Source organism: Planctopirus hydrillae (assembly GCF_001707835.1).
Classification (GTDB): Bacteria; Planctomycetota; Planctomycetia; order Planctomycetales; family Planctomycetaceae; genus Planctopirus; species Planctopirus hydrillae.
This window is the reverse complement of sequence record NZ_LYDR01000033.1, coordinates 1-18,873: the sequence shown is the minus strand read 5'-3', so window position 1 is coordinate 18,873 and position 18,873 is coordinate 1. Positions and strand designations below refer to the sequence as shown.

The 18,873-nt window shown below is 55.2% G+C and carries 15 protein-coding genes; 5 read left to right on the top strand and 10 right to left on the bottom strand.

What is annotated here, in order from left to right:
• Positions 1-14 precede the first annotated feature (14 nt).
• The 4 genes from A6X21_RS02425 to A6X21_RS02410 form a co-directional block, all read right to left on the bottom strand.
• Positions 15-782 carry a DUF4328 domain-containing protein gene (locus A6X21_RS02425; protein WP_068845900.1) on the bottom strand — a complete coding sequence of 256 codons (768 nt, stop codon included), beginning with the start codon at positions 780-782 and terminating at the stop codon, positions 15-17.
• 368 nt (positions 783-1,150) lie between these two features.
• Positions 1,151-1,378 (bottom strand): hypothetical protein, encoded by a 228-nt coding sequence (locus tag A6X21_RS02420; RefSeq protein WP_068845898.1) that lies wholly within the window; start codon positions 1,376-1,378, stop codon positions 1,151-1,153.
• Positions 1,379-1,520: 142 nt separating this feature from the next.
• Positions 1,521-5,480, bottom strand: a complete 3,960-nt coding sequence (locus A6X21_RS25100; RefSeq protein WP_083233348.1) for an isoleucine--tRNA ligase — start codon at positions 5,478-5,480, stop codon at positions 1,521-1,523.
• 117 nt (positions 5,481-5,597) lie between these two features.
• A complete protein-coding gene (locus A6X21_RS02410; RefSeq protein ID WP_068845891.1) occupies positions 5,598-6,038 on the bottom strand; it encodes a Dabb family protein in 441 nt (146 codons plus the stop codon).
• 317 nt (positions 6,039-6,355) lie between these two features.
• Here A6X21_RS02410 and A6X21_RS02405 point away from each other — a divergent pair, with 317 nt between their 5' ends.
• From A6X21_RS02405 to A6X21_RS25465, 4 genes are all read left to right on the top strand, one after another.
• Positions 6,356-6,970, top strand: a complete 615-nt coding sequence (locus A6X21_RS02405) for a DUF447 domain-containing protein (RefSeq protein ID WP_068846032.1) — start codon at positions 6,356-6,358, stop codon at positions 6,968-6,970.
• 196 nt (positions 6,971-7,166) lie between these two features.
• Positions 7,167-7,949, top strand: a complete 783-nt coding sequence (locus A6X21_RS02400) for a DUF4328 domain-containing protein (RefSeq protein ID WP_068845889.1) — start codon at positions 7,167-7,169, stop codon at positions 7,947-7,949.
• A gap of 180 nt (positions 7,950-8,129) precedes the next feature.
• Entirely contained in the window at positions 8,130-9,119 is a 990-nt protein-coding gene (locus A6X21_RS02395) for a beta-ribofuranosylaminobenzene 5'-phosphate synthase family protein (protein WP_068845887.1), read from the top strand.
• Between the two features lie 427 nt (positions 9,120-9,546).
• On the top strand, positions 9,547-9,768 hold the full coding sequence (locus tag A6X21_RS25465; protein WP_369009484.1) for a DUF4328 domain-containing protein: 222 nt from the start codon (positions 9,547-9,549) through the stop codon (positions 9,766-9,768).
• Between the two features lie 367 nt (positions 9,769-10,135).
• On the opposite strand, the gene A6X21_RS02385 is transcribed toward A6X21_RS25465, so the two are convergent.
• The 3 genes from A6X21_RS02385 to A6X21_RS02375 all read right to left on the bottom strand — a co-directional run bounded on the left by A6X21_RS02385 (position 10,136) and on the right by A6X21_RS02375 (position 14,982).
• Positions 10,136-11,083, bottom strand: a complete 948-nt coding sequence (locus A6X21_RS02385; RefSeq protein ID WP_068845882.1) for an alpha/beta hydrolase — start codon at positions 11,081-11,083, stop codon at positions 10,136-10,138.
• Positions 11,084-11,390: 307 nt separating this feature from the next.
• Positions 11,391-14,114: a pyruvate, phosphate dikinase gene (gene ppdK, locus A6X21_RS02380; RefSeq protein WP_068845880.1), complete on the bottom strand. Its 2,724-nt coding sequence runs from the start codon at positions 14,112-14,114 to the stop codon at positions 11,391-11,393.
• Between the two features lie 310 nt (positions 14,115-14,424).
• On the bottom strand, positions 14,425-14,982 hold the full coding sequence (locus A6X21_RS02375) for a hypothetical protein (protein ID WP_068845878.1): 558 nt from the start codon (positions 14,980-14,982) through the stop codon (positions 14,425-14,427).
• Between the two features lie 863 nt (positions 14,983-15,845).
• Between A6X21_RS02375 and A6X21_RS02365 the strand changes: the two genes are divergently transcribed.
• The gene (locus A6X21_RS02365) at positions 15,846-16,517 is read left to right on the top strand and encodes a DUF2306 domain-containing protein (protein ID WP_068845873.1); all 672 of its coding nucleotides are present in this window, start codon (positions 15,846-15,848) and stop codon (positions 16,515-16,517) included.
• An 82-nt stretch (positions 16,518-16,599) separates the two neighbouring features.
• On the opposite strand, the gene A6X21_RS02360 is transcribed toward A6X21_RS02365, so the two are convergent.
• The 3 genes from A6X21_RS02360 to A6X21_RS02350 form a co-directional block, all read right to left on the bottom strand.
• Positions 16,600-17,268 carry a DUF1559 family PulG-like putative transporter gene (locus A6X21_RS02360; RefSeq protein ID WP_068845871.1) on the bottom strand — a complete coding sequence of 223 codons (669 nt, stop codon included), beginning with the start codon at positions 17,266-17,268 and terminating at the stop codon, positions 16,600-16,602.
• A gap of 162 nt (positions 17,269-17,430) precedes the next feature.
• A complete protein-coding gene (locus tag A6X21_RS02355) occupies positions 17,431-18,051 on the bottom strand; it encodes a hypothetical protein (protein WP_131818150.1) in 621 nt (206 codons plus the stop codon).
• Between the two features lie 53 nt (positions 18,052-18,104).
• Positions 18,105-18,842 (bottom strand): DUF1559 family PulG-like putative transporter, encoded by a 738-nt coding sequence (locus tag A6X21_RS02350; RefSeq protein ID WP_068845867.1) that lies wholly within the window; start codon positions 18,840-18,842, stop codon positions 18,105-18,107.
• Positions 18,843-18,873 lie beyond the last annotated feature (31 nt).

Below are 18,873 nucleotides of genomic sequence, written 5' to 3'. Positions count from 1 at the left end.
CAATCGCTCAGAGATCAGAGAGTGACGCCTGCTGTTTTATTGACAGCGGCTCCACACATCGGGCAATCCATCAGGAAATCCTTCACCGATTCACCGCACTGGGGACAGGTTCCTTGGCCGATTGAGGCGTTAAGGCTCTGTGCGTCCATCAATTGGCAGGCACCGGAAAAGACCCGCCAGGTCAGATAGCAAAGAATGATCTGCGACACCATCACGATCATAGCCACATAGCAGGAGCTTTGAAGAACCGAGAGATCGTTGGAGCGAGCCATGGTGAGGACGACTCGGTCAATCACCACCGACCCGATGCGGAGTAGCCACCACACGCCCACGAGCGTGCTACCATCACCTCTTTTCCACTTCTCCGGGCCATGCATGGCCACTTTCCAGATCTCCTGCATCCCCTGGTAGGGCAGCCAGATGTTCGCAATCGGTATGAAGTAGCAGCCAACAGCGAAGCCCGGAGTCTGGGAAAGCCTTTCAGCTCCCAGAATCCGTGCATTGTGGTTCAGCCTTCCCACCAGAGTGAGAAAAACGACTGCGGCACTAATGAGCATGAGGGCGTTGATTCCCATCCATCCAGCCGCCCGTGTTGCGCTCCCTTGGACTTCGGCCTCCGTCGCCGGTTGTCCAGCGATGGCACGACTGATAATCGCCAGATCGAGGATCTGGTTCACGATTCCACCGATATCAAGCACGACGAAGATCAGGAGGAAGGCGAACAATGCTTTCAGCAGAGTGTTGGTGGGGAGGTAACCGGTCGGCGCTGAGCGTTCTGACATTTCAGTACACTTTTTTTGGGGATGGTGGGATCAATCAGCTGCAATCGATGCTGGATGGAATATCTCGACAACAGAATGCGGACGACTGGGGAAGTTGTCCTTCGAAAACCCGCCACAACCTGGACGCAGCTTTGAGCGTCTCGTAATTCTTCAGTTGTGAAGGTTTTTCAGCGGCCCATTCAGCGTTTCACGTTATAGAGTGTGCGTGGACTAACGTCCACACCGATCCTCAGGAAACCGCGAGATTGAGAGTCGCTTCAACGAGCGACAGTTTCTCTTCACCAAGTCTCCTACGGTGTCCAATCGACCCATATCTTCTCAAGCTGCTCACCAATTCTCAAACACCCCGCCCATTCCTGCCGATACTCCTAATCAAACTCGGGCTGCATGACGCGGATGCCGTGGATAACGGCGAGATCGCGCGGCTTGGAAGCGATCGCTTTCATATGGATCACGCCTTCGGGACTGACGACCGACACATTTTTTGTGACTCGCACTCGATGAATATCCGGCATTTCACCGCCAATCGGAGGAAATTGTTGTCCGCGATGAAGAGGTCCGCCGCGAAGGATTCGCCATCGAACCGGAGGGTGCATGCCGGGGCACCAATTTCGGTTTCAACGTGATCGATGATCGGGATGGTGCATTTTGTCGGAACTTCATGAAGCCTAATTATATACTGCGTTAAATACGGAAGGCAGGCGGGAGCCTGCCCTACGGGAATGTGTAAATACGGTGTTATTTGATGGTAATGATGACCTCGGCTTCGCCGACTTGTACGGGTTTACCAGAGAGGCCCGAAGCGGGGGTGATTTCGTTGGCGAGGGTTTCGCTGGAGATCAGATCGGACCACTCCTTGAGCATTTCTGCCACGATCGGTTCGCTGGTCTGGTAGTCCACGGTGATACGCTGCTGGATTTCCAGGTTGGCGTCTTTTCGGGCCTGCTGGATGTGGCGGATGAAGTCGCGAGCCATCCCTTCCTTCACCAGTTCTGGCGTGAGGGTGGTGGAGAGGGCGACCTGGATACCGGATTCATCGCCAGCGACCCAGCCTTCGGCCTGATCGGCACCGATGAGGACATCGTCCGGGCCAATGGTGACGGCTTCGCCACCAACTGTCGCGTTGATCGTCTGGCCACGACGGAGCCCTTCCAGCAAGTCGCTCGGGAGCTTGGGGAGTTCTTCGCGGAAGGCGTTCAAGAGCTTGCCGTATTTCGGGCCGAGGGTCTTGAGGTTCGGTTTGTAGGTGTATTTGACGATGTGGCCCAATGATTCAAAGCCGCTGACGGCTTTGACGTTGAGTTCATCGGCGATCACTTCTTTCAACGAGCTGATCGAAATGAGGTCTTCCGCGCTGAGTGTGGCGAAACGGAGTTCGGCCAGCGGCTGACGCACGCGTTGATCGGCGACTTCCCGCAGCTTGTGAGCGACGCGCACGACCGTCTGAGCCAGTGACATCCGCCTGTTGAGCGAGGCATCGAGCAGTGACTCATCGGCAGTGGGGTAGTCGCAAAGATGGACGGATTCGGGGGCGTTGGGCTGGCCCGAGGTGAGGTTGCCGTACATCCGTTCGGCGAGGAACGGTGTCATCGGTGCCATGAGTTTGGTGAGGGTGAGGAGGGTTTCGTAGAGTGTCTGATAAGCCGCACGCTTGTCGAGATCGCCGGTATCCTTTGATCGCCAGAAGCGGCGGCGATTGCGGCGGATGTACCAGTTGGAGAGGTCATCAATGAAGCGGGCGAGGGCCGCACAGGCCGCGGGGGTGTCGAACGCTTCGAAGCCGGCGCGGACCTGCTGAATGAGGGCCTGCAGGTTGGAGAGGAGCCAGCGGTCGATCTCGGGACGTTCGGCAACGGGGACGACGGCCGCATTCGGGTCGAACTCGTCCAGCCGGGCGTAGTTGACGAAGAAGGCGTAGGAGTTCCAGAGGGGGATGAGAACCTGGCGGCGGACTTCGTCGGCGGGGCCGCTGGTGACTTTGCAGGTGGGGACACCATCGATGGTGGTGTTGGTCGGGCCGTTGACCGTTTCGAGAGTGACCTTTTCTTCGGGATGGCGGGTGCCGAAGCGGAGGTCACTCGCGGGGTTTTGCTGGAGGTACATCCAACGCATGGCGTCGACACCGATTTGTTCGGCGGCTTCTTCAAACCAGATGGCAGTGCCATCGGATTTGTGCATGGGCTGGCCCTGCTCGTTCATCACGAGGCGGTGGCCCAGCAACGTCTTGAATGGCGGGGTGCCATCCATCATGGTGGCCATGGAGAGGAGGGAGTAGAACCAGTTGCGGAACTGGCCGGGGAAGCATTCGGTGACGAGGTCGGCGGGGTACCACTTCTTCCACATGTCGGGGTGGGTGTTGTAGCCCATGGTGGAGAAGGAGACGATGCCGGCGTCGAGCCAGGGGTTACCGACGTCCTCGACGCGGGTCATGAGGTTGCCGGTTTTGGGATTGCGGATCTTGACGCCGTCGATCCAGGGTTTGTGGGGAGTGTGGCCTTGGAAGTCGTTCCAGCCTTCGCCACCATCGAGCGCACGTTCCTTGAGTTCGGCGAGAGAGCCGATGACTTCGAAGTCGCCGGTTTCGGGATCTTCCCAGATGGGCAGAGCGAGGCCCCAGTAGCGTTTCTTGGAGATCATCCAGTCGCGCATGTTGGTGAGCCATTCGACTTCGCGTTCCTGGCCCTGAATGCTGTCGGGGAGCCACTGGATTTGTTTGGTGACGCCCATGATTTCGTCGCGCCAGTCCATGTTGATGAACCATTCATCGACGAGACGGAAGACGAGTTCGTCGCCGGTGCGCCAGCAGAACGGATAGATGTGCGGGTACTTTTCTTCGGCAACGAGCAGGCCTTTTTCCTTGAGGCTGTCGATGACGAGTTGCACGGTTTCGGGGTGGACGGCATTCTTGCCGGTGAAGGGGCCAAATGTCGACTTGAACGTGCCATCACCTTGCAGAGGGGCCAAAACAGGAAGTCCCCATTGAAGACCGATGTGATGATCAATGTCACCGCATCCTGGTGCACAGTGAACGATACCCGTCCCTTCTCCTGCAACGACGTTAGGCGTCCCCTTGAAGTCACGGCCACCATCGATAACACGATGTTGCTCAGCGGCAGTACGCCATTTATTTCTATACAGCTGGGCTGGTAGTTCCTCTAGAAATTCATGTAGCTTCGTAAGCACCATCTTTGATAAATCAGCGGAGTGATCATTACGCGATCTTTCATAATTTAAATAGAACTCCTCTAGTATATTGCTGCGATATCCCAAATTCTTGAAAAAAAGTTGAGCTTGTTGCAGGGTTGAGAACTCAGGGACTTCTTGTCGGAAAATTCCGGCCTGATGGCACTTGAGATGCTGTGAGAGTCGGGCCAGTGTGTCTTTAGCGAGTTTTTTTAGATCTTCTGGCAATAAGACTTGTTGGATGTTTGACTCGTCAATCGCAATGCCGAGTGACTCGCAAAAAAGGTCTAATCGGTCGAGGTTCGCAATTGCAAGCTCATCAGTATCTTTGTCAGCTGCAATATTTTGTGATGGCGCGGGTTGCCATTCACCACGCGGGTCTTTTTGCGCGGCGAGTTCATCGAAGGGGCCGCGGTATTGGCGGCCGACGAGGGCTTCGCCCTTCACGGTGTCGAGGACTTCGTAGCCGCCGGATTCCTTGAAGATCTGTGAGAGGGTTTTGAGTTTGGGGGTGCCCTTGGGCCATTGCCATTCGGGGCGACCGAAGCCTTCCTTGAACTCTTTGGCGAGGCGTTGGAATTCGAGGTTGTCTTTGGCGAAGTAGTAGACGAGGCCGTCCTTCTTGGATTGGAGTTTCACATAGTCGAGTTCGGGGTTGATCATGGCGGCGACGTTGCTGGTGAGTGTCCAGGGAGTCGTCGTCCAGATGAGGAGGTTTTCGTTGGTTTCCTGTCCCGCGTCATCGAGCAGTGGGAAGCGGACGAAGAGGGCACGGTGGGTGGTGAGTTTGCGACCGTCGGCGACTTCCATCTGGCTGTAGGCACTGCCGCCGCGACCGGACCAGGGCATGACGTCGTGGCCGCGATAGACCTTGCCGCGTTCGAAGCACTTCTTGAGGAAGGTCCAGATGGTTTCGTTGTTTTCGGTGGAGAAGGTGAAGTAGCTACCGCCCCAGTCGGGGTTGCCGAGGCGTGAGACGAGGGCTTCGGCTGGCGCGGTCTCGGTAATGCCTTTGGGAGTCGTGAGAGTGACGGGGGTTTCGGTGCCAATGGCTGAGGCCAGTTTGCGGAGTTCTTCCGGGCTGTCCCATTCCATCCAGTAGCCGAGGCGGACGGATTGTTCGGTCTGGATGGCGGCGTATTTGAGGACGCGGCGTTTGCATTCCTGCACGAACTTATCGATGCCGAACTCTTCGATGGCACTTTTGGCACCGAGGCCGAGCTGTTTTTCGACTTCGACTTCGACCCAGAGGCCCTGGCAGTCGAATCCATTCTGGTAACGGAGATCGCGGCCATTCATGGCCCAGTAGCGTTGGAAGGAGTCTTTGTAGGTGCGGCCCCAGGCATGGTGGACGCCCATGGGATTGTTGGCCGTGATCGGGCCGTCGAGAAAACTCCAGGGCTGTTTACCGGCGTTTTTGGCCCTGAGTTTCTGGAAGATGTGGCGTTCGTTCCAGAACTTGAGGACGGTGTGCTCACCCGTGATGAATTCGGCGTCGTTGACTTTGGAGAACATAGGTGGTGGAGACTTTGGAAGTTTGAAGTTGGAAGTTTGAAGTTGGAAGTTTGAAGTTGGAAGTTTGAAGTTGGAAGTTTGAAGTTGGAAGTTTGAAGTTAGAAGCTGGAAGTTGGGTTATTTCCAGTAGTCGAAGACGAGGACTTTTTCGCGTTTGTCTTTGACGATGTTGACGTAGGCGAGGTGTGCGGGGTGTGTCAGGTAGGTTCGCAGGTCGGCGTCGGAGCGGAAGCTGACGACGAAGGCCTGGGTCATCCCTTCGGACTTGCCTTCCTGGCTGACGTTGGAGCCGCACTCGAAATCGGCGATTTGTGGAATCTGTTTGGGGAGAGCCGAGAAGGTGTCGATCACTTCCTGGACTTGAGCTGGCGTGGTGGTCTCTTTGAACTTGTAGAGCACGATGTGCCTTAAAAGTTTCTCGGGAGCCCGGGCTTCCGCACCTCGCAGATTTCCCTGGCCGGAATGAAGCACCAGCGAGGAAACGATGGCCGCAAGCAGGGCCACGCCGGCAATGGTCTTGATGTTCAAGCGGCTGGTGGGGAAGAGGTTGATGTTCATGTGAGGCTCCAGTCGATGTCTGTTGTTCAGGAGATTGGCGACTTCTCGCAGGCAGGCTCCCGCTTCTTAGACTGTTGTAACGATTTCTGCATTTTTCGGCACGGGTAGAAGGTGCCTACCACGCGTAGAAAGGGATTTTGGCAACCAGGGAGTGGCGGAAGAGGAATCGGCAGTGCGGGGAAGGAAAGACAACCAATGGCCCCGTTCCGTTTGGTCGTAATGTCGCGTAAGCTGCTGGCATGCGATTTTGTGCGTGAAGTTGAAATCTGCCAGAGTGTTCGCGGCTTTTGCCAGCCAATTTTTTCGAGGGGCTCCCGGTGATTCTGGAAGGTTTACTGCTCACGACGAACGGGACGGGTCAACTGAATCTGGCACCTATGGGCCCGATTGTCGAATCATCCGAACAATCGTCAACAGAGCTCAAACGTTTCATTTTGAGGCCTTTTTATCCCTCGACCACGCTGGCGAATCTGCAGGCTGTTCCCCAGGCGACTTTTCACACCACCGACGATGTTCTGCTGCTGGCGCGGGCTGCACTGAAAGAATCGTTGCCAGAGCCATTTGCGCTGCCGCCAATCATGCCTCTCGATACTCCCGCGACGGGTTATCGGCTGGTTGATTGCTGCCAGTGGTGGAGTCTGGGAGTTCTTTCCATCGATGCTGGTGCGCAAAGGGCGACGATCGTGATGCAGGCTGGCGAGGCGGGGATTGTCAGGCCGTTTGCAGGCTTTCAGCGGGCCCGGCATGCCGTCCTCGAAGCGATCATTCTCGCGACGCGGACATCGCTTCTCGAACCGGCGGTGATCTGGGAAGAGATCCGGCGTTGGCAGCCTCTGGTCGATAAGACGGGTGGCCCCCGCGAACGGGAAGCGTGGGAGCTGGTGACCTCCATCATCGAACAGCGTCTGGCGAACCGATCGTCATCGAGTTAAGGTTTTGGAGTCCGTTGGAAATCACTCTTGATTGACGGGCTCAAAATGAGCCTTTGTCCAAAACCTGCCAGCAGGTGCTCATGAATGAAGTGGCAGTGAGCGGGCTGTCATCTGTTGGTTGTAGGCTTTGGGGCTGTCGTTGCATGGATGTGAAGCATCACCGGATGGGTTTGTGGTGTTGTGGAAAGGGTGGGGAATGTCGGTTTCAGCGAATTTAAGATACCAACCTTCCTCGACGCGAGTGTTGCGGAAGGTTTTCGCAGTTTCACTGTTGTTGCATGGGTTGGTCTATTTGTTTTTTGCCTTTGTTGATGCGATCGATGTGTACTTGACCTATGGTGAGCTCAATGAGTTGGAGTTCAGCCAGGCGACTTATGATCTCTATAACTATGTGTTTGTTGTGGCGGCTCGGGGGAGCCTGTTGACGTTGTTTTCTACTCAGATTATTTATTTAGTGTATGTCTATCGGCTGAATCGGAATGCTTCCTGTATGAAGGGGGCGCGGCCATCGCTGTCGCCGGGATGGGCAGTGGGGATTTATTTTGTGCCTATTTTTAACTTTGTGCTGCCGTATATGAATCTTCAGGAGCTTTCCAAGATTGGCAGGTGTGCGACGTCTTTGTGGAAGAAGCAGCCGAATTCTCTGTTGGTTAATTTATACTGGATGGCGGTTGTTGGTTCACGTCTGCTTGTCGTGGGAGGAGTTTCTCTGGGCCGGAGCGAGAGTCTTGAGGTTCGGTTGCAGGCAGCTTGTATGAATGTTGCGGCCAATTTTGTAGTGATTGCGAGTTGCTATTTAGCGTGGCGGGCTTTTACGCAGATTGATCGTCAGATCACGACGCAGATATCGAACCGGCAGGTAGTGGATCAGTGGAGTTGTCCTCAGTGTTTTGAACAGGTGGCGGTGGCGGAAAAGGTTTGTCCGATGTGCGGGGCGGGGTGTGAAAGTGAGGTGTCGGTGGGGGTTTTGCCGGTTTAAGTCTCGTGGGATGGCGATGATTGCCGAAGTCGGTGGTGTGGATGAATTGGTGCATTGCGTCGGAACTGCATGTACCCTGCCTCAGTTGGCAAAGCTCCAAAGGCGCGTTGAATGGTGGTACGGGGAGATGTCCGCAAAGTGCTGATTGCGGAGTGGGTTGGGAATCGGGATGCTATGTGAATGAACGCTGCAATCCGTATCACGACAGGATGCCGACTTCATTTCGGCCTGCTGAGCACCAATCGTGCTCAAGACCGCTGTTTTGGGGGGTTGGGGGTGATGTTGGCGTCGCCCGGATGGTCGTTGCGTTTGGAGGAAGTAGCTCTGGCGGATGAGCAACCTGTTGTCTTCCAGGATGTGGTGGTTGCGGCAGGGGAGACGCGAGAGCGAATTGAGCGATTGATTTCGCAGTTGCGTGTGACGGAAGTTTTTAGGGGGCGGCAGGCCATTCGTGTGACGGTGGAATGGACGCTGTCGCATCATGCGGGGTTGGGATCGGGGACTCAGTTGGCGATGGCTTTAACGGAGGGGTGGGGAGAGCTCTTGGGAAAGACGTTTGAGCCTCAAGAGTTGTTCGCAATTTCTGGACGAGGCGCGCGGTCGTCGGTAGGGCAGTATGGGTATTTGACGGGCGGTTTTCTCGTGGATGCGGGGCATCATTGTGAGCAGGCGGATGCTGCTGCGGCAATTGTCGTTCGAGCTGATTTTCCCGAGGAGTGGGGGTGGTGGCTCATCTCGCCGAAAAATGTGATGGGGTTGTCGGGGGAGGCGGAGTTGAAAGCGTTTCGTGAGATGTCGCCAATCCCGCAGGCGATGACCGATCGGTTGGCTGCGCTGACGCTGCTTTCAATTTTGCCGGGGCTGAAGTCTCGAAGTTTCGGGGAGTTCGCGACGGGGCTGCATGAGTATGGTCGGCTGGTGGGCGAGCATTTTGCGGCAGTGCAGGGGAGTGTTTTTTCATCGCCACTTATGGGTGATTTGGCGAAGCATTTGATGGGAGCAGGGTTGCCGTGTGTGGTGCAATCGTCGTGGGGGCCGACGGTGGCGGTTCCTGTGACGACGGAGATTGAGGAAGAATTTGAAGCTGCGTGGAAGAAGTGGCCGCCGCATGAAAAATGCGATCGATTGAGAACGAAAGCGATGAATCACCGGGCCGTGATCCGTCGATGATTGTGCTGAGAAGCTTCAACGTGTGAGTCAGGCTTTTTCTGAAGAGATCATAGCGCTCTGTTGAATGCGAAGACATACTTGTCCAGAGCGACAAGCATGGCACAAAGTCGTTCTGGTGTAATGTATCTACTCTTTGAGCAGATTGATGCTTGATTACCAGTGTCAAAATTGAAAACTGAGCCAAGGGGTGTTGGGTGTCTTCCGAATTACAGGAATGGGATTATCGAGAGAATCCAATGCCCACTAAGGCAGCGCTGCGTTGGCTGGCTATAGCTATGATAATTCAGGCCGGGTTTGGACTGTTGCAGATTGCCTTCGGTCGAGTGGATCTCGTGCGGCTAATGAGCGAAGGGAGTAATAAGCAGAGTTACGGCTTGATAATTGCCTGTTTTTTTTCGTTCAGATATCATTCATTTCTGCTGGCTTATTGTCCGGAGTGTTTTCTATAGTCGTCTACTTAGAAGTGGTGTATCGGATAAATATTAATGCGAAAGCGATGGCAAGCGATAAGGTCAGCTTGACACCCAAGTGGGCCGTGCTGAGCTACCTTGTTCCTGTGGTTAATCTGTTTTTGCCGTATATAAATCTTCAACAAGTCTGGAGAGTCGGAAGGCGAGCAGGGCAAAGTACTGAAGCTCAATATGGATAGTGTTTAATCAGTGTTTTCTGGGCTGCGCTTCTTGTGGAGCATTTCGCATTGATGCTCTCGTATCGAACGCCGTTTGTGGGTTTCATTCATCGGGCATCGGCCATAGAGTTGCTTGGGAGAAGCCTGATGGTGTTGAATTGCTTTTTAGCCTGGGCGGTACTTTGTCGGTGCGATCAGCGATTGAGGGCACAACGGGTTGTTGATGAAACCTGTGGCGGATAGCGTTTACTGGGTTAATGATGGTGGTCATCTTCTCTCCTTGCTACGTCTCGCCAACTGATGGGGACGTGGATCGTACGAATGAATCTATCGCCCTGCTCAGGAGGCGGCAAGATGAGCCTCAGGGTTGTCAGCTTTCCCGATCTGGCTAGTTAGAACTCTCGGGAGGGGTTGTGGGCTGTGCTATGAGGGCCTGCAGTTTTTGAATTTCCCGCCTCAGTGTTTCTTCGGGGAAGCCGTTATGACCGCCTTCGGGGATCGTGACGAATTGCTTAGCGATTCCGGTGGCGGATTGTGCGGGGGCGGCGGCGAAGAGTCGTTCGGCCTCGTAGTAGGGGGTGATGCGGTCGGCTGTCCCATGAAACTGCAGGATCGGCGAGGTCACTTTTTCAATTCGATCAATCGAAGGGAATGGATCCCAGACGAAGAGTGATAAAAGGGGCAGGTATGGGTAGTGATAGCGAGCAGTGGCTGGGATAGATGAGTAGGTCGATTTGAGAATTAATGCTGCCGGTGGTGTTTTGGCTTCAGAGAGTTCTGCTGCCAGTCGCGTCGCGACGCCGCCACCCATGGATTCGCCATAGAGGGTGATTTTTTCGGGTGAGTAGCCGAGTTGTGTGGTGGCGAATTTCCAGATCGCCTGAGCATCGGTGGCGAAGTGCTGCTCCGAAGGTGAGCCCTGATTCTCGGCATAGCCTTGATAGTCGAAGATCAGAATGTTGTAGCCCAGTCTCAACAGATCGAGGCAGATCTCCTGGCGATCGCTGCGGGTGCCCGAGTTGCCGGGAAAGTAGATTAACAGTTGTCTGGCGGAAGTCTCGGCTGTGGCGGGCCGCTCGTAGTACCAGCCGTGGAGTGTGAGTTCATCGCTGATTTTGAGTTTGACATCCTGCACATCGATCAGCCCGGCACCTGCCAGGTGACCTGAAAGCGGGGCTGTTTTTGTGGGGTGGAAAATCAGTTGCCGCTGAAAAGTAATAAGCAGCAGATGGAGCAGCAGATAAGGAACCAGCAGCCAGATCAGGAGGCGGCGGCCATACAGCCAGAGGAGATTCGTGCGGCGAAATGGCTCTCGCGGAGGAAGTTCAAGCGGCATCTGATGATGTCCTTTGCACCCCGGGTTTTCTGGCAAGAACGTTTTGTGACCGGTCACAGTCTACCACGAAGTGCGGGCAGATCCTCTTGGAACTCATTGTTCGTCTGCCAAATGATGTTGAGGCGTCATGATCTGGATGTCATGCAGGAGCAATTCCATGGAGGTGCAAAAGGGGAGGATCTGGCTCTGGGAAGACTGGCTCTAAAAAAACATGGCCGGTGTCAGACGAAGCTGACACCGGCCATGAATCATTCTTGATACACAACTCCATGAGCGAAGTCATGAGTTGAGGATCGGCAGCTACCGTTTACTTGGCATCGGCCAGAGCGGCCTGTGCGGCTGCGAGGCGGGCGATGGGTACTCGGAAGGGGCTGCAGCTAACGTAGTCGAGGCCGATCTTATGGCAGAAGACGACGCTGGAGGGCTCGCCGCCGTGTTCGCCGCAGATACCGATCTTGAGACCTGGGCGGCCTGAGCGACCCTTTTCGACGCCCATCTTCATGAGTGTGCCGACGCCGGCCTGATCGATCATCTGGAAAGGATCGTTCGGGACGATGTCGTTTTCCTTGTAGTGGTTGATGAACCCACCGTAGTCATCGCGGCTGATGCCGAGAGTTGTCTGAGTCAGGTCGTTGGTACCGAAGCTGAAGAACTCAGCGGCACCAGCAATCTGATCGGCAGTGGCACAGGCACGTGGAACTTCGACCATGGTACCGACGAGGTATTCGACGCTTTCGCCAGTTTCGGCGAAGACCTTCTCGGCTTGTTCGCGGACGACCTTTTCCTGATTCTTGAATTCAGCGACGTATCCGACGAGCGGAATCATCACTTCAGGAATCACAGTCAGGCCTTCTTTCTTAAGCTTGCAAGCCGCTTCGAAGATGGCCCGGGCCTGCATGGCGGTGATTTCCGGGTAGACAATTCCCAGACGGCAGCCACGGTGACCGAGCATGGGGTTCGATTCGTGCAGTTCGTGCACACGGCGGGCGATGTAATCGGCTGGAATGCCGATCTTCGCAGCCAGATCAGCCTGTGAGGCGTGATCGTGTGGCAGGAACTCGTGGAGTGGTGGATCCAGGAGACGAATTGTCACGGGGAGACCATTCATGGCCTTGAACAGGCCATAGAAGTCATCCCGCTGGAAGGGGAGGAGCTTGGCCAGTGCCTTCTCACGAGATGGGAGATCGCCAGCCAGAATCATTTCGCGGAATTCATCGACATGATCGAAGAACATGTGCTCGGTACGGCAGAGGCCGATCCCTTCAGCACCGAACGAAACAGCCTGTGTGGCCTGCTTGGGTTCGTCGGCGTTGGTGCGGACCTTGAGAGTGCGGTACTTATCAGCCCAGCTCATCAGCTTGGCAAATCGCTGATAGGTTTCCGATTCTTCGGGCTTCATCGTCTTGCTGATGAGAACCTGAATGACTTCGCTCGGCTTGGTATCGACCTTGCCTTCGAAGACTTCGCCAGTGAAACCATCAATCGAGATGAAATCCCCTTCTTTAAGGGTCTTGCCACCGACTGTGACTGTGGCCTTTTCGTAGTCGATGTTCAGCTCGGAAGCACCGACCACGCAAACCTTACCCATCTGGCGGCTGACGAGTGCCGCGTGAGAGCTGGCACCACCGAAAGCTGTCAGAATGCCCTTGGCGACCTTCATCCCGCGAAGATCTTCCGGAGTGGTTTCGCGGCGAACGAGAACCAGTTCAGCCTTGGGATTCTTGAGGTAGATGGCTTCGGCATCATCGGCGTGGAAGACGATCTGTCCGAAGGCAGCGCCAGGACCGGCGTTGATCCCCTTGGTGAGGAGCTTTCCGCCTGCTTGTGCGGCTTTCTTGCCAGCGAGGTCGAAGACTGGCTGCAGCAACTGATTCAGGTCGTCTGCAGGAATTCGCTTGGGCGAAATGGCTTCCTTATCGGTGATCTTGCCTTCTTCGACGAGATCGACCGCAATACGAACAGCAGCAAAACCTGTTCGCTTGGCATTACGCGTCTGGAGCATCCAGACTTTACCCTTCTCAACGGTGAACTCGATGTCCTGAACGTCCTTGTAGTGACCTTCCAGAATCTTGCCGATGGAGTCGAGTTCTTCGAAGGCCTTGGGCATATCCTTGGCCAGAGTTTCTTCAATTCGCAGCGGGGTGCGGATACCGGCCACCACGTCTTCACCCTGAGCGTTGATCAGGTAATCACCGCAGTAACCGGGGGTGCCCAGAGCACCGTCGCGGGTGAGTGCCACGCCTGTCGCACAGTCATCGCCCAGGTTGCCGAAGACCATTGCCTGCACGTTCACAGCGGTACCCCATTCGTGAGGAATACCATATGTACGACGGTAAACAATCGCGCGGTCATTCATCCACGAGCTGAACACAGCCCCCACAGCTCCCCAGACCTGCTTCTTAGGATCGGTCGGGAAGTCGAGGCCGGTCTTGGCCTTGATGGCGGCCTTGAATTCTGCCACGAGTTCCTTGAGCTGAGCGACGCTCAGTTCGTTATCGAAGTGGACGCCCGCTGCGTGTTTTTTCTTTTCGAGCAGTTCTTCGAACGGATCGATGTCGGTCTTCTTTTCGGGCTTGAGACCCATGACGACGTCACCGTACATCTGGACGAAGCGGCGGTAGCTATCCCAAGCGAAACGTTCGTTGCCGGAAGCCTTGGTGAGAGCTTCGACAGTGACGTCGTTCAAGCCGATGTTGAGCACGGTATCCATCATGCCGGGCATCGATTCGCGAGCACCGGAGCGGCAGGAAACCAGGAGGGGATCGGTGGTGTCGCCGAACTTTTTGCCCATGGCCTTTTCGACCTGAGCCATGGCCGCATCGACCTGAGCTTCCAGTTCTGGCGGATAGGTTTTTTCGTGAGCGTAATAGTAGGTGCAGACTTCAGTGCTGATGGTGAAGCCGGCAGGGACCGGGAGGCCAATGTTGGTCATTTCCGCGAGGTTGGCGCCTTTGCCACCCAGCTCGTTTTTCATTTTGGCGTTACCGTCCGCCTTGCCAGCTCCGAAGAAATAGACGTACTTCGTCGACATACCGTAATCCCTAGCCTCTCATGCGAAGGTATGGCAGCAGGCTCTGCCGCCAGCGGATCAGACCGAGAAAAACACTGTAAACCAGGGTGAGAAAGCACCCTGGGAACGAAACGACACTTCTTAGAATGTCGATTTCACGTTTGAACCGTAGCAGCCAAGGACCGGAAGTTCAACCATCCAGACGAATTGCAACGATTCGGCCTTCTCGAAACCCTCACAAACCGGCTGGTTTGGGGTGGTTTTGGGGACGTTTGATTCGTTTTGTGACCGATTGGACGCAACTTATGATGGCATTGATTGTCAAAGAACCTCACCCCCTGAACTCCGGCAGGTCGATTCCCCAGTCTTTTTGAATTAATTCGGGAATGAATCTCATGCTGGCGCGGCCATCGGCCCATTGGATGGTTTCTTTTAATCTGGCGTGGCTGGTGTTGAGATAGTTTGGATGCGGGGTGATGCCGACCCGTCCGAGATCCAGGCGATCGGCATCCCAGCAGGTCTGAATTGTGACGTCGGGATGGTGCTTCTCGTGGGTATGGCCGCGGCAGGCGGTTTTCAGAAGTTCCAGCTCGGCAGCTTCCAGCTCGAACACCTGGCCTTGAAGGCTTTCGGCAAAGAGAGCCGCCCGGGGACCGTGAGCGGGGTCGGCATATTCGTTCATCCGCTTCGAATCGTGGAGCACGGCAAAGAGGGAGACAACCCGCAGGTTCGCGCCGGCATGCCGACCGACCAATAAGCCATTTTCGAGGACCCGCGCCCAATGGATGATGCCGTGATCACCTGTGAAGGGGAGCGAGTAATCCTGAAGAACAACTTTCAGCACGGGCCTGAGATCGAGAGTGTTATGGGGAAGGGGGGCGTCGGTCATGGTATGCTCTTCGCGAAAACAACGTCATCAGCAGGGAGTATTGCCGGATCACTAATGAATATGCGAGGAATCAAGGGCGTGTTCCAGTGGCTGTCGAGCGAGGACGTGGGCGAGGGGAATTTCTCCTTCTCCCGTTCTGACGGGAGAAGGTCGGGATGAGGGGAGCTCGAACGTATTTGGTGGGCGATTAACGTACGTCCCCATCGCAACGTGCTCTTGATCTTTGGCTACATTGAGATAATAGACGCTCCTGCGGAAGCTTCGGTGACTGATACCTGTCGATGGGGAAGACCCTCACCCGGCACTTCGTGCCACCCTCTCCCACGAGGACGTGGGCAAAGGTTCCAGAGAGGATGCGGGCTCGAGGGTGTGAGCAGGGTAAGTTATTTGTTCACCACGAAGGGCACGAAGAACACGATGGGGAATTCAGAGACAAAGATTTGTTGAGTGGCATGCGGGAAGGTGTCTTGTTGCAGATTGGGGGCTGGTCTTCCTGGTGAACGGCGCGTATTCGCGTGAGGAGGGTTTGAATTTCGGTGGTCTCGCGAAGGGTGAAGAGTTGGTGCATTTCGCTGGCGCTGCATGGCACCCTACGGTTGCAAGAATATAGAAAACCCTCACCCTGCCCTCTCCCACGAAGACGCGGGCGAGGGTTCCAGAGGAGGACGCCCATGGCGCGGCTTCTTGTCGTTGTGTCGAACACAACGACCCGGCCACAAGTTGGCCGGGCTACCCTTGATGTACGCAGACCGCAAGTGAAGTATAAAACACAGTTTGGAGCCTCAGGCATGGCACACCCGCGATGGTAAATCGTGGATGCGGTGTGATGAGAGGGGTACTTGTCTGGTGAGCACAGTGTTTTCATGGCCATATCTCAACTGAACATTCTGCTGCTGGCATTGCGTGCGACGGTCGTGTTGCTCATTTTGCGAGTGACGATCGGGATCATCAGCAATTATCCTGATTACCTGCCCCCTGATTTCGACGCCGAGTTTTTGCGGAATCGGGAAGGGTATTTTTGGGGAATCTATGCCTGGGCTTTTTATACCCATATTGTGAGTGGTCCATTAGCGATTGTGTTCGGGCTGGTACTGCTCAGCGGGAAGATCCGCAGCCGGTGGCCTGTGTTTCATCGTTGGCTGGGCCGAGTGCAGGTGCTCGTTGTGGTGGGAGTACTGGCACCCAGCGGGCTGGTGATGTCGTACTGGGCGGCCTCCGGGCCGATTGGCGGATTTTCGCTGGCGACACTCTCCATCCTGACGAGCCTTTGCATCCTGCTGGGCTGGCGAGCTGCCCTGCGGCGGCAATATGCCCGGCACCGCCGGTGGATGGAACGCTGCATGATCCTGCTCTGTTCGGCGATTACTCTGCGTTTGATTGTGGGGACGGCGATTGTCACGCACACGCAGATTTCGTGGATCAATCCCGAGATGTTTGATCCGGTGGCCAACTGGCTGAGTTGGGTGGTGCCACTTTTGATTTACGAAGGCTGGTCTCGAAACTGGCGGCAGAAGGGGGCTTTCCCGCAACACTGAAGGCAATGCTAAAAGTCGCCCTTGAAGAGTGGGGCGTCGATGGAGAGGAGGCTTTTGAGTGTTTCCTGGGGAAGATCTTTGCTCACGAAGCGGGCGACGCATCCATCAGCCACCAGGACATGTGACATCCGCCAGTGTGAGCTGTCTTCCGGTCGGCCGGAGGTGTGAGGAGTTCGGCGGCTGTGCCATCTTCGGGAGACATCCAGTGGACGGCGCGTTGGTAATCCCGCTCGAAAATCGCGATCAATTGAGAAGACTTGTTCGGCGGCAACTCGGAGAGTTTCCGGGGATGGGTGGGTGAAAAGAAGTTCTGTTCTCCCAACAGGCCGACATAGGTTGTCATGCCTTTGGGAAGGACAGAACTGGGGCAACTGTAGCAGGGTGTGGCCGTCTCTTTGGCATGAGCATTGGCGGGATCATCCCATGGTTTGGAGAGGTCGATGGATTCGTAGAGGGCTGCCTGATCGAGATAAGGCAAGATCAGCGTGCGCCAGCTATGGAGAGGTTTTCCTGCTGCATCGACGGAAAATGCAGGGGGGAAGACGCCGTGCTGGTCGTGGTAGTTATATAATGCCAGGCCAATCTGCTTGAGATTGTTGCGGCATTGCGTTCGCCTTACAGCTTCTCGAACTTGCCTGGTTGGGGACAGCAAAATCAGCAACAGCACTACGATAATGCCCAGGGCGACGATCAGTTCCAGAGCGGTGAAGCCAGATCGAAGTTTTCGTTGATCAGGTGATGTGCGATTCATCGTAACTCTCCCGCGGGCTGGGCAAGGATTCACTCTCCTGATCATGCTCGATATCGGGGGAGCATGCCAGCATCATTGCATCCCAATAATTACCTTCTGAGAAGTGGCGGTCGATTCAGTCTTCTATCGCCTCACCCCACCGACTTGAAACAAGGTGTTCTGTTATCGCGGCTCATGTTCAGCCGCTGGCTGAATACATTTCTGTAAATAGCTGGTTTGTTCGGGGGGAAGATTTGGTGAAGTCAACTTCTTCTTGGCAAACTCCAGCACCGCTTTATGCTGACCACAATTGGATTGAAATGACCAGGTAGCAGCGCCTACGATGACGACTTGCAGCGCCGGTTCTTTGGGAGGTTTAATCCCCGCGTATTTGAAGATTTTTTCAAGATAAGCGTCGTCGCCTGTTGCGAAAAAACTGACCCACCACATGTCCAGTTTGGCGGGATCAATCTTGGAATCATCGGCCACATATTTCGCAAAGGCCGATTCGCCCGTCACAATTTCCTGTGCCTTTATTCCCAATGGACTATCGCCGATGGGCCATTGATGCTTCTGTGAAATGCGGGCAATCGACACTGCGGTAATGTTCTCAAGACCGTTCCCGGCTTTCCTTAACTCCGGGTAGATCTTGTCAGCACTATTTTGCAGTCGTTGAAACGCCTCTTCGCTGGGTTCGAGATAAAAGTATGTCAGAAGATTTCCGAAGTCTTCCAGATCGCCTGCAACTGCAGTCTGAAATCCGCTGATCATCAAGATGGTCAAGACGATGGCAAGCATTCTCATGGAGTCGCTCCTACCCATACGAAACTTGGTCAAGTTCAGAGCATCTCTTCGGTCTAAAAGTCGCCCTTGAAGAGTGGGGCGTCGATGGAGAGGAGGCTTTTGAGTGTTTCCTGGGGAAGATCTTTGCTCACGAAGCGGACACTCCCTTCGACAAGGAGCATGTGACATCCGCCAGTGTGAGCTGTCTTCCGGTCGGCCGGAGGTGTGAGGAGTTCGGCGGCTGTGCCATCTTCGGGAGACATCCAATGGACGGCGCGTTCGTAATCCCGCTCGAAAATCGTGATCAACTGAGAAGACTTGTTCGGCGGGAACTCGGAGAGTTTCCGGGGATGGGAGGGTGAAAAGAAGTTCTGTTCTCCTACTAGGCCCACATAAGTCGTCATTCCTGCGGGCAAAGGGTTGCTGGGGCAGCTGTAGCAATATGTCGCGGTTTCTTTCGCGTGAGCATTGGCGGGATCATCCCATGGTTTCGAGAGATCAATGGAGTCGTAGAGGGCTGCCTGACCGAGATAAGGCAGGATCAGCGTGCGCCAGCTATGAAGCGGTTTGCCTTCTGCATCGACAGTAAATGCAGGGGGGAAGACGCCGTGCTGATCGTGATAGTTATGTAATGCCAGGCCAATCTGTTTGAGATTGTTGCGGCATTGCGTGCGCCTTGCAGGTTCTCGTGATGTCCGTACGGCAGGCATAAGCAACAGCACGATCGCTACAATAACACCAAGGGCAACGATCAGTTCCAGAGCAGTGAAGCCACGTCGAGTGCTGCGTTGATCAGGTGATGTGCTCTTCATAGTAACTCTCCCGCGGGCTGGGCAAGGATTC